Source organism: Nitrospirota bacterium, from assembly GCA_016212185.1.
Taxonomy (GTDB): Bacteria; Nitrospirota; Thermodesulfovibrionia; order UBA6902; family DSMQ01; genus JACRGX01.
This window is the reverse complement of record JACRGX010000057.1, coordinates 1-11917: the sequence shown is the minus strand read 5'-3', so window position 1 is coordinate 11917 and position 11917 is coordinate 1. Positions and strand designations below refer to the sequence as shown.

Below are 11917 nucleotides of genomic sequence, written 5' to 3'. Positions count from 1 at the left end.
CTGTCTACTAACTACTGTTCTTTAGAACAGTCCTCCAAAGGTAAACTCAAGTTTGCTCTGGTCCTCATCCTGTTTCGGTGATATATTATAACCCCATTCAAGCCTTATCGGCCCGATCGGGGACATCCATCTGATCCCAACACCCGTAGTATTTCTGAGTTCTGACGGAGATATGTTTTCATTATTGTCAAAGGCGCTGCCTGAATCAAAAAAGACAAGTCCCTTAAGCTTGACGGTTTTTTCTATAGGGAAAATATATTCTGCATTAAGTATCAGTTCTTTATTGCCGCCTATTTTTTCTCCCTGTTCATTTCTGGGACCGCCCTCTCCGAAACTAAGGCCTCTGACCGTACTTATGCCGCCTACATAAAATCTCTCATAAATAGGCAGTTCATGCCCTGTTATGCCCGAGGCGGAGCCAAAGCGCCCCCTTAATCCAATGGTGGTATCCCATATCACAGGGAAGTACCAGCTATTGTCAACTAAACCTTTTACAAAATAGTTGTCCCCGCCTATGCCTGCATAGGTAGTATAAAGGGCATATCTTGAGCCCGTAGTCGGATCCAGATAATTATCCCTCGTATCCCTCCAGATTGAAGGGCTTATGCTGCTTGTAATTTTCGTTCCCTCCTGGTCCTTTATAAATGATGATGCGTCTTCAGCTATCTCAGTAATTTCAACGTTTTCAAAATTGTATGTGATATTGCCGGCTACATACTCTGATAATTCCTTGCCCAGCCCCAGTGATGTGCCGATAGATTTCTTGTCATAATCAGGATAATGGTACAATTCATTATAAACGCTGACGGATGCGGATATTGGTTTATCCATAAACCATGGGTCTCTCAGGGTAATGCTGTAATTCCTCCTGCGTGAACTCATATCCGCCCTGAACTTCAAAAACAGCCCCTTCCCAAAGAGGTTTGACTGTGACACCTCACCCATGACCATAAATTTATCCGTTGAGCTGTAGCCGCCGCCGATACTCAGCATGCCGGTTAACCTCTCCTTGACTTTAACATTGAGGTCAACGAGTTTTTCCTCTGCCTTCGGCTCTGATGAAAGATCCACGGATTCAAAGTAGTTCAGGTTTGTTATCCTCTGATAGCTCCTTTTCAGGAGTTTTTTACTGAATATATCACCCTCATCAAGGCGCATTTCCCTCCTGATTACTTTGTCCCTTGTCTTCATATTCCCCGTGATCTCAATCCTGCCGATTCTGAAGATGTCGCCTTCTGTTATTGAAAGGGTTACGTTTGCTATCCTCTTATCCGCATTAATATCAATTATAGGATTGACGTCCGCCCTTGCGTATCCTTTATCCATATAGAGATCAAGAATCTTGTCAATATCGCTTCTCAATGCAGACCTGTTAAAGATCTTACCGGAAGATGTCCCGACCTGTTTAAACAATTCATCGGCAGTAAATATTGTATTGCCGGTGATATTAACAGCCCCGACCCTGTACTGCTCACCCTCGGATACGGATATTTTTATATAAATCTTCGTCTTTTCAGGGTTAAGCGTAACAAGAGGCTCAGAGATTACAACATATATGTAGCCCTTGCTGTGGTAAAGCTCTCTTATTCTCTCCACATCTATTTTCATCTCTTCTTTCTTGTAGAGGCCCGACCCGGTGATAAACGAGAGCAGCCATCTTTCCCTTGTTTTCATGGCTTTCTTAATTTCTTTTTCAGTTAAGTTCCTGTTACCCTCTATTGCAATGTCTTTAATTATTACTTTCGGGCCTTCCTCTATCTGGAATGTAAGGGCCACCGCTTCTTCTGAAACCTCCCTGACCACGGGAATGACCTTTACATGCCAGTACCCTTCAGACTGATAAAAAGAGATTAATTTATCAACATTGTCTGTTATAAGGGAAATGTTTGCCATAGAGCCTGAGGTTATTGTTATCTCCTCTTTAAGCTTGTCTGTCTCTATCTCCTCATTCCCCTGAAAATCTATGCTTGTTATCGTAGGTTTCTCTTTAAAAATAAGAATTAATTTAATGCCGCCTTCAAATGTCTCAATCTCAACCCTGACATCGTCAAAGTATCCGGTGCCGTACAGCGTCTTGATGTCTTTTTGCACAAGTTCATAAGAAAACGGTTCATTGACCCTGTTTTTCATCTTCGTCCTGATTGTATCTTCATCAATTTTTTTATTCCCTTTAATCTCAATAAAGGTGACAAGCGGCATTTCCTCCGCAAAAATGACAGAAGCAAAGATAAAAAACACCATTATGAATGCGGCGCCTGCGGCACATGACCACTTTAGCTTGCTGATAATTACCTCCCTGACTGTATTCTTCCCAGTCATGCAATTTTGCCGTAAAAAATCAAGTGGTAGTATAGCACTAATGACTTTATAAAATCCATTTTAACGGGTCAAAACGTAATTATTTTTTTATTGAAAAATTAGCAGGTTAATGGTATAAAAAAATAGTTGTGGGGAAGGCGACTTCTTCACCCAATGCCTTGGCGACAGTGAGACCCTTAAAACCTTTTTCTGCATTAACATACCGGAACTTTCGTCTCTTCTGGATCGGACAGGTCATATCCCTCACAGGCTCATGGATGCAGTCTGCCGCACAGGGCTGGCTCGTGCTGAAACTCACGGACTCGCCTTTTTACTTAGGACTTGCAGGCATGGCAGGAGGCCTGCCGATAATCTTATTTTCATTAGCCGGCGGTGTGGCTGCCGACAGATTCTCAAAAAGAAACATGCTTCTGCTCACGCAGGTGATGTTCACGGCGCTTACGCTGATGCTGGCTGTCCTTGTGTCTGCAAAAATTATAAATGTGTGGCATGTGCTGTTTTTTTCCTTTCTTATCGGTATGGTAAGCGCCTTTGATATTCCGGCGAGGCAATCCTTCTTAATGGAAATGGTGGGCAAGGAAAGCCTTCTGAACGCCATTGCCCTTAATTCAGCGGCATTTAACGGGGCAAGGGTTATAGGCCCTGCAATAGCGGGATTTCTCATAGGCTATCTTGACATTGCAGTATGTTTTTATATAAATGCAGTCAGCTTTATTGCCGGCATAATCAGTTACTTAAGGATGCGTCCAGATGAGATGAAGACTGTTGAACCTCCAGAAGCAAAACTGTCACTGCCGGGCAAAAGACTGTTTACTGACATATTTCAGGAATTCAAAGAAGGCATAAAATATATCTTTACAGAACCGAAAATATATACGCTTATTGTCTTTGTGGCAATAACAAGCCTCTTCGGGTTTCCATACATTACATTCCTGCCTGTGTATGCAAGAGACATCCTTAAAACAGGGGCCACCGGGCTTGGCGTGCTCATGGGCTCTGCCGGAGCCGGGGCATTTACCGGCGCAGTCGGGCTTGCATTAAAAGAGGATTTTAAGAGGAAGGGGATGCTTTTTGCAGCGGCTGGAATTACCTTCCCGGTTGCATTGCTCCTTTTTTCATATTCGGAAACTCCATGGTTTTCATCTTTGATGCTCTTCCTTGTCGGCTGGGGGGCAATAAGCCAGATGGCGACCGCAAACAGCATGCTTCAGATTACCGCCCCTGACAGACTCAGGGGAAGGGTCATGAGCGCCTTTACGCTCATGTTTCTGGGAATGGCGGCTGTGGGGAATTTTATCGTAGGCAGTATTGCGCACCGCATCGGAACCCAGAATGCGGTTGCAACGGGCGCTGTATTATGCCTCTTTGGAATAGTACTGCTTTTATGGAAAAAACCTGAGGTGCTGAAGATAAGTTAAATGCCTTGCAGCAAAATGCCTTGCGGATTTTGATTAATAGTATGCGGATTCGCCCTCTCGGTGATTGACCTCAGATAGCCATAGTCCAGCGCCTTTCCTGTGGCCAAAGGATAAAGCAGCATAGCCGCAAGCAATACCGCAGTGAGATACGCATAAAAATATTTCGCGCCTGTCTTCATTTTTATTTCAGAAACTGTAAGCCCCACAAGACAAAAAGCAAAAGGTATGACACCCAGCGAAGAAAGCATTTGTATCGGGCGTAATGCCAGGGCAAGGGGGAGATAGGAGATCCAGAAAAGAAATAAAACAATAAACCCTTTCTTTTGCTTCAGGGCATTAAAAAGCAGGTAGAATGAGGACGGAAGCACAAGGAGCCAAACCAGAGGATTACCCATTGCAACGGTTACATGCGGCTTTCCCCCGCTGTATGAAAAATTGCCGTACGCCATGAGCGGATTGATGAACCACTGCCATGCCTGCGTGTATTTAAAGACGTCGCCGCTGCTGCCCTGATGCGTTGCAATTTCTTTGGATAAAGCCTGCTGCATAAACAGCCAGTCGGATAAATCATAACCACGATCAAACCAGGGAATATAAGTCAGCAGAAAAACGGTAAAAGGAAGAACCGTGAGCGAAAGAATTGCAAAAATTATAAGGCCGGGGTCTTTCAACTTAAGGGTTTTGGTAATAATATACGGTATGCAGACCAGCAGCGGAAACAATGCATGCCCCTTGGATGCAAGCCCGAGTCCAAAGACAATCCCTGAGAGTGGGAGCAGCCACCAAATTATTTCCTCCTTCTCGTCTCTGACGCTCAGAACCGCAAGCAGTGTCCCGAGGATGAAAAAAAATGTGGTATGAACCTCCTGAATTGCCTGACGGCTGAAAGTGATGTGCATGGGGTCTACGGCAAGAAAAAAGGCGGCAAGACATGATGCTGTCGTATTGGAAGAAATCCTGTAAAGCAGCAGCCCCAGAAGCAGTACGGAAAGACAACCGAATAAAAGACTGAACCCCCTCAGACCGGCAGCCCCCCTGCCAAACATATTCATAGACAGGTCAACAAGGATGTTCCTCAGTTTAGGGTGATGAGGCATCACATACATGAACTGCCCGCTCTCAATATAAGAATCTGCGGCATACGCCGTCATAACTTCATCATGAATTGGCGGCTGTTCAATAACGCCCCAAAAACGCAGGAATACTCCGGCAAGCGTTATAAGAATCAATGCAGCATAAAAAATTTTTTTCTGTTCAGCGGTCATTCGCGCTCCCCCTTCAGCATCTCGGCAAATTTCCTGAGCTCTTCTCTTTCACTTTCAGTCACATCAGGGTTGTCCTCTGAAAGGTTAAGGGTAACAACATCCGCCTTTAAAGCAGATTTTTTAATCTCCTGTGCAAGCGATACCGCATCTGTATTACTGAAAAAAGAGGCATCTATGTTAAGCACTACAGGTTCAATAATATCAGGGATGTGATTTGACAGGATTCTCTTTGAGCCCCATTCATGAGCAATAATCCTGTCGGGAGTCGCCTTAAAAACATCCTGTTCATTCCACGCAGTCCTCCCTTTTTCTTCAAATACCGCATCCGGCAAAACATAATCAATCTCCCTGATGATATTGCCCTGCATTGCAATCCACAAAAAGTTCCTCGCGGTTAAACGCTTTTCATACTCTTCCATAATGTTAAGCCTCTTAACCGGAAAGCTGTCCGCATTTTTAAAGACATCGTCATTTTCAATCCCAACAAAGTTTAAAAATCTGCCGAAGTTGACAAGTACCCTTCCATGTACTCCCCGCGTCTTATAAAAAGTATAGACCTCATAAGAATTCTTAAAAAGGGTAATGGGGATAGCTGTATCGTTCAGGCCGTAAGCTGTATAATAGACCCTTGCCTTAAGCCCGTTGGTATGCAGCGTATAAAGCGAATAAATAAAAAAAATAGGGATAACCAGAGAGCCTGCCCGCACTGCAATTTTTGTAAAGGTCTTTTCCCCCATATCATGCATGCTGACGGATTGTACTTATCTGAATAGATTATACTTAAAAATACACCACAGCGTAGAGATGCCGTCCTTCCAGCCGGCTTTCTTGCCTTCGGCATAAGTCCTGCCGTGGTATGAAATGCCTACTTCATAAATCCTGCACTTTTTCTTTGCCGCTTTTGCAGTAATCTCCGCCTCAAAACCAAATCTGTTCTCTTCTATCTGTATAGAGGAGATAACCTCCCTTTTGAATGCCTTGTAGCAGGTCTCCACATCCGTCAGATTAAGGTTGGTGAAGAAGTTTGACAATAAAGTTATTAATCCGTTTCCCGCCCTGTGCCAGAAATAAATCGCCCTGTGGGGCCTTCCGCCCATAAATCTTGAGCCGTAAACAACATCCGCCCTGCCATCTAAAATAGGCTGGATTATCCGCGGGTATTCGTTCGGGTCGTATTCAAGGTCGGCATCCTGTATGATAACTATATCGCCTGTGGCTTCTTTAATGCCGGTCCTTACCGCTGCGCCCTTCCCCCTGTTGGATTCATGATAAATAACCTTATCTACTTTCCGGACAATGTCTTTTTCAAGTTTCTCTCTTGTCCCGTCAGTGGAAAAATCATCAACAATGATTATTTCCTTATCAGCGTAAGGAGAATTCTTTACGGCGTCAATAATTCTGTCGATGGTGCTGATTTCGTTAAAGCAGGGGATGATTACGGAGAGCTTCATCGGTATGCTTTTTACTATAGATTTTTAAGCGGAATTTGTCAAAAAACATGATGTTCTCAATAAACCTTGCCGGCTGCCGTTGAGCCTATTTATTTTTTCTTGCCGGATAATAAAGGCTTGATAAAATATTTCTCAATATCCCGCCTTTCCAGCCTTTCCAATATGTCTTCCGCTGTTTGGTATTCAGTGCCTTCTTCTTTAATCACAAGTTTGTAGAATTTACAGATCCCGCAATTACCTAATTTTTGAGCAAAGGTCCCTTGCACTGTCCCGCGGCAAAAGGTCCCAGCTACCGCCCAGCAGGCGCGCCCGGCGTTTTTCCCTTCATTTATGCCGTTTGCCCTGATCTCTGTGGCAGCCGGACAAATTCCTAACTCGGAAACCTTTTTCCCGCGTGGTTCCCTGCCGCATTTCATAACTTCCCAACAGTTTAGTTTTTTCTTTATTTTACCCATAAAAACATTTCCTTAATATAACCTCATTGTCAGCCTCATATTTTAAGGCATTAAATAAAACCGCTATAGTATACAACATCAGATTAGAAATCTTATGTTTATGGTAAAATAAAACCCTCTGAATTTTTATTTGCTTACTATGGAGGCGGTTTTGCAGGAAAAATACAACCCGCAGGAAATTGAAGAAAAGTGGCAGGACTTCTGGGATAAGAAAGCCCTTTACATGGTAACAGAAGACTCCGTCTCCCCTAAGTTCTACTGCCTTGAGATGTTCCCCTATCCCTCAGGGAAGATTCATATGGGGCACGTGCGCAATTATGTTATCGGAGACGTAATCTCAAGATACAAAAGGATGCGCGGTTTTAATGTGCTTCATCCGATGGGATGGGACGCCTTCGGCCTGCCTGCCGAGAATGCGGCAATAAAACACGGCGTTCACCCCGCAAAGTGGACTTATGAGAATATTGATTACATGCGCGGGCAGATTAAAAAGCTGGGCATCAGTTATGACTGGCAGAGAGAAGTTGCAACCTGCTCGCCCGAATATTACAAATGGAATCAGTGGTTTTTCATAAAGATGCTACAAAAAGGGCTGGCATACAGAAAGGCTTCTTTTGTCAATTGGTGCCCCTCATGTGAAACTGTCCTTGCAAATGAGCAGGTCCTTGACGGGCTGTGCTGGCGATGCGACAGCGCTGTAACGCAAAAAAAACTTGAGCAGTGGTTTTTTAAAATCACCTCGTACGCCGAGGAGCTTTTAAAATTCTGCGATAATCTTACAGGCTGGCCCGAGAAGGTCACAACCATGCAGAGAAACTGGATCGGCAGGAGCGAGGGCGTTGAGGTTGACTTTAAAATTGCCGGATATGACAAAAAAATCAGGATATTCACCACAAGGCAGGATACGCTCTTCGGTGCAACATTTATGAGCCTTGCAAAAAGACACCCGCTCATTGCCGAACTTGTAAAGGACAAAAAAACCCTCAAGAAAATTGAATCGCTCCCTGAAAACCCGGAGAAAAAAGAAGGCGTTTTTACAGGGCATTATGCCGTCAATCCGCTGACCGGTGACAAGATTCCAGTCTGGGCTGCAAATTTTGTCCTCATGGAATACGGCACCGGCGCAGTCATGGCCGTTCCCGCGCATGACCAGAGAGATTACGAGTTTGCACAGAAGTATAATCTGCCGGTGAGAGTTGTAATTGTAAAGGATTCAAGGATTCAAGGGTTCAAGGGTTCAAGTAATTCTCATTTGGCCGCTGGACCCCTGGACCCCTGGACCCCTCTCACCGCCGCTTACGAAGACGAGGGCGTCTTAATTGATTCAGGACAATTCTCAGGGCTTCCGAGCGATGAGGCAAGGTCAAAAATTGCCGGCTTTATTGAGGCAGGCGGTCTCGGCAAAAAGGTCGTGAATTACAAATTAAGGGACTGGGGCATATCAAGACAGCGGTACTGGGGCACGCCGATTCCGGTAATTTACTGCAACACCTGCGGCATCGTTTCTGTGCCTGAGGACAAACTTCCTGTCATTCTTCCTGAGAACGTCACGCTCACAGGCAAGGGCGCCACGCCCTTATCAGAGCTTTCGGATTTTATTAATACCGAATGCCCGAAATGCGGTAAGCCTGCAAAAAGGGAAACAGATACCATGGATACATTCGTTGACTCGTCATGGTATTTTTTGCGCTACTGCTCCCCCTCAGTTAATGATAAGGCTGTTGATTCAGACGCCGTCAATTACTGGATGCCCGTGGACCAGTACATAGGAGGGATTGAGCATGCAGTCCTCCACCTGCTTTATTCCAGATTTTTTACAAAGGCGCTCAGAGAAATCGGCATTGTCAAAGCAGACGAGCCGTTTAAAAAACTTCTTACTCAGGGGATGGTAATTAAAGAAGGCGCAAAGATGTCCAAATCTAAGGGCAATGTCGTGGACCCTGATTATTTAATCGGGGAATACGGCGCTGACACTGTAAGACTTTTCTGCCTTTTTGCCGCACCGCCTGAACGGGATTTGGACTGGTCAGACCACGGAGTGGAAGGCGCATTCCGCTTTTTAAACAGGGTATGGGGCTTTGTGTATAAAAGCCGTAATGCATTAAACGTAACGGGTAATGCGTCAGAAAATATAAACAGGTTACACATCACGGATAACGCATCACGGCTTTTAAGAAAGACCCATCAGACCATTAAAAAAGTCACAAACGACATTGAGCGCGATTATCATTTCAACACTGCCATAGCGTCATTAATGGAGCTTATGAATGAGGCGGCGGCTTTTGATGCCTCCACCCCGGAGGACGCAGAAGCCCTGCTATTCTGCATTAAAAATGTTATCATTTTGCTTTCGCCGTTTGCGCCGCATTTTGCTGAGGAAGCATGGGAATTTTCAGGAAGCAGACAGAGCATATTTACTGAACCCTGGCCCGAATGGGACGAAGCGATGACAAAGGAAGATGAGGTTGAACTTGTCGTACAGATAAACGGCAAATTAAGGGGCAAGCTCACAATACCTTCCGGGCTTGACGATGAAGCAATAAAGGAAAAAGCATTTCTTGACCCTAAAGTTATAGAATATACAAAGGGCAAGTCTGTCAAAAAAATAATAGTGGTTCAGGGCAGGCTTGTAAACATAGTCCTTTAAAATAAAAATTAAAAATGAAAAGTTCAAAAATACAATTCAAAAATAAAAATTTCCTTAATTTTGCATTTTGCATTTTGCATTTTGCATTTTTTTTAACCTCCTGCGGTTATCATTTAATCGGCTCCAGCACCCTGCCATTTGATTCGGTGACCATTAAACCGGTTAAGAATAAGACCTATGAGCCCCGTCTTGAAGAAAGATTGCATAATGCGCTTGCAAAGGAATTCATTGCACAGGGCATTAATGTAAAAACGGAAAAAGGCGATATTGAAATTGAGGCCACTGTAACTGCATTTGAACTGAACACCATAGCCACCCTTGATGAAAAAGCACAGGAACAGGCAATAATAATGAAGGTTGACATAAAAATTACAGACAAAGGTAAAGTTACCGAGTTTGCATCAATAGAATCGCCTTTAAGAATTACTTTCCAATCTTCCGGCTCCGTAAGCCAGGCTGTTGTTCATAAGGAAAAAACGGTTGATAAGGCATGCGCAGAAATAGCAAAAGAGATAATAGGGAAAACCGTAATAAAGTATGCTAAACAAAGGCCTTGAAAAAGAGCTGAAAAAACACCTGCCGCAGCCCATTTACTTTGTCTGGAGCGCAGAAAATTTTTTTCTGGATGACTTTCTTTCAAAAGCGGTTGATATGGTTCTTGCCGGCCATCTGAAAGACTTCAACTTCAATGTTTTTTATCCTGAAACTGTCCCGAATGAGATTATAGATTCTGCGCTTACCCTGCCTTTCATGGCGCCGCGGAGACTGGTAGTTGTCAGGGATTTTCACCAGTTTCAGAAGTCTTTTATCAAGGCATTGGAGCCGTATTTAAAGCAGCCTTCCCAAAGCACATGCATGCTCATACTTTCACAGGTAAAACCAAAAACCAGAAAAGACCAAAAAAACCTTTTTGATGACGTGCCCGTATTCCCGCTGATAATAAAGGAGGCTGATGTGCCTGCCTGGATAAAACAAAGGGCGCATGAAAAGGGCATTAACATGACTCAGGGAGCAGTTGATTATCTGATTGAATTTTTAGGACATGATATCGGACTGCTGGCGGCTGAGCTGGAAAAATTTTCTGCTTCCGGGCTTAAATTAATAGGCGGAAAAGACATACTGTCGCTCACTGGCATGATGAGGGAATACACTGTCTTTAATCTTGTTGATGCCGTAATGGCAAATAACAAGGCAAATGCCTTCAGAATTTTAAAAGTGCTGTTTGAAAACGGTTTTGAGGCAACATCAATCCTCGGAGCTTTAAACTGGCATTACAGGCAGTTTTATAACCTGTGGGAAGGGAAAGGCAAAAGGGTTCTAAAGATGGGAGAAATTACCTACCGTACGCTTTTAAAACACCTGCCGTCCTGCACTGAAAAATATTTCTCCGGCATATTCCAATGCATGCACGAAGCAGATGCAGGAATAAAAACTTCAACGGGTAGACCGGAAGTAATTATGGAACTGCTTCTGCTTAAGCTGCTCCAGCCGCACTCAATGAATTGACAAGCCTTGTAAGCCTTGAAACTTTTCTTGCAGCAGTGTTTTTGTGGATTATCCCCTTAGAAGCAGCTTTATCAATGGCACGAACAGCTTTGTGCAATACAGCCTTTGCGCCTTCTGCATTTTTACCGAGCACTTCTGACTCAACTTTTTTTGTAAAAGTCTTCAACGCGCTCTTTACGGAGACATTTCTCGCTCTCCTTTTAGGCGCCTGCCTTGCCCTTTTTATTGCTGATTTGCTCTTTTTCGGTGGTGACTTAGCCGGCAAAACTTACCTCCCCTGCTTATTGAGATTCCCCGTGGCAAAACCACAGGGAATACGCTCACTATCCATTTAATCCGGTAATTATTAACAGATTGATATGATAGCTTAGAACACCGGTGAAAGTCAAGCCGCTATAGACTCTATAGACTCTAATAAAGCATCTACGACAAATAATTTATAACTTATATTAACTTTTGTTATACTGATTTATGCTGAAAACCCGCATATTTCATGTATTGCTGATTGTTATTGCCGGCATTTTTGTCTATTCAAATACCCTTCAATCATCATTTCAGTTTGATGATAAGCGAAATATTGTTGAAAATTCTATTATTAAAGACTTCCGGTATTTTTCAGAGCCTTCAAAAGCAAAAGGGCTTAACATATATGATGGCTTTAAAAACAGATTTATAGGTTTCCTCACATTTGCTCTGAATTACAGACTGCACGGTCTTGATGTCACAGGCTATCATGCAGTCAATCTCATAATCCATATCATAAACGCATTGCTTGTGTACTGGCTGGCGCTGCTGACATTCTTTAGAGTGGCAAAGTGGCAAAGGGACAAAGTGGCAGAGGGGCAGGATGCACCGT

11 protein-coding genes are annotated in these 11917 nt (G+C 43.8%); 5 read left to right on the top strand and 6 right to left on the bottom strand.

Annotation, left to right across the window (positions count from 1 at the left end):
• Positions 1–21: 21 nt before the first annotated feature.
• Positions 22–2319: an outer membrane protein assembly factor BamA gene (gene bamA / locus HZA10_06600; GenBank protein MBI5195974.1), complete on the bottom strand. Its 2298-nt coding sequence runs from the start codon at positions 2317–2319 to the stop codon at positions 22–24.
• A 128-nt stretch (positions 2320–2447) separates the two neighbouring features.
• Here bamA and HZA10_06595 point away from each other — a divergent pair, with 128 nt between their 5' ends.
• On the top strand, positions 2448–3737 hold the full coding sequence (locus tag HZA10_06595; protein MBI5195973.1) for an MFS transporter: 1290 nt from the start codon (positions 2448–2450) through the stop codon (positions 3735–3737).
• Here the strand turns inward: HZA10_06595 and HZA10_06590 are convergent.
• The 4 genes from HZA10_06590 to HZA10_06575 all read right to left on the bottom strand — a co-directional run bounded on the left by HZA10_06590 (position 3734) and on the right by HZA10_06575 (position 6908).
• Positions 3734–5002, bottom strand: a complete 1269-nt coding sequence (locus HZA10_06590) for a glycosyltransferase family 39 protein (GenBank protein MBI5195972.1) — start codon at positions 5000–5002, stop codon at positions 3734–3736. The two genes, HZA10_06595 and HZA10_06590, sit on opposite strands and share 4 nt — an antisense overlap.
• Complete coding sequence (locus HZA10_06585) at positions 4999–5739, bottom strand: hypothetical protein (GenBank protein ID MBI5195971.1); 741 nt, start codon at positions 5737–5739, stop codon at positions 4999–5001. Before HZA10_06585 ends, HZA10_06590 begins: the two co-directional genes overlap by 4 nt.
• Positions 5740–5763: 24 nt before the next feature.
• Positions 5764–6453 (bottom strand): glycosyltransferase family 2 protein, encoded by a 690-nt coding sequence (locus HZA10_06580; protein MBI5195970.1) that lies wholly within the window; start codon positions 6451–6453, stop codon positions 5764–5766.
• Positions 6454–6542: 89 nt separating this feature from the next.
• On the bottom strand, positions 6543–6908 hold the full coding sequence (locus tag HZA10_06575) for a hypothetical protein (protein ID MBI5195969.1): 366 nt from the start codon (positions 6906–6908) through the stop codon (positions 6543–6545).
• 151 nt (positions 6909–7059) lie between these two features.
• Between HZA10_06575 and HZA10_06570 the strand changes: the two genes are divergently transcribed.
• The 3 genes from HZA10_06570 to holA all read left to right on the top strand — a co-directional run bounded on the left by HZA10_06570 (position 7060) and on the right by holA (position 11061).
• Positions 7060–9555, top strand: coding sequence for a leucine--tRNA ligase (locus tag HZA10_06570; GenBank protein ID MBI5195968.1), 2496 nt, complete (start codon positions 7060–7062; stop codon positions 9553–9555).
• Between the two features lie 74 nt (positions 9556–9629).
• Positions 9630–10112: a hypothetical protein gene (locus HZA10_06565; GenBank protein ID MBI5195967.1), complete on the top strand. Its 483-nt coding sequence runs from the start codon at positions 9630–9632 to the stop codon at positions 10110–10112.
• Positions 10093–11061 (top strand): DNA polymerase III subunit delta, encoded by a 969-nt coding sequence (holA, locus tag HZA10_06560; protein ID MBI5195966.1) that lies wholly within the window; start codon positions 10093–10095, stop codon positions 11059–11061. Before HZA10_06565 ends, holA begins: the two co-directional genes overlap by 20 nt.
• Here the strand turns inward: holA and rpsT are convergent.
• A complete protein-coding gene (gene rpsT, locus HZA10_06555; protein MBI5195965.1) occupies positions 11030–11326 on the bottom strand; it encodes a 30S ribosomal protein S20 in 297 nt (98 codons plus the stop codon). The two genes, holA and rpsT, sit on opposite strands and share 32 nt — an antisense overlap.
• A gap of 206 nt (positions 11327–11532) precedes the next feature.
• Between rpsT and HZA10_06550 the strand changes: the two genes are divergently transcribed.
• On the top strand, positions 11533–11917 hold a 385-nt coding region (locus HZA10_06550; GenBank protein MBI5195964.1), incomplete at its 3' end, for a hypothetical protein.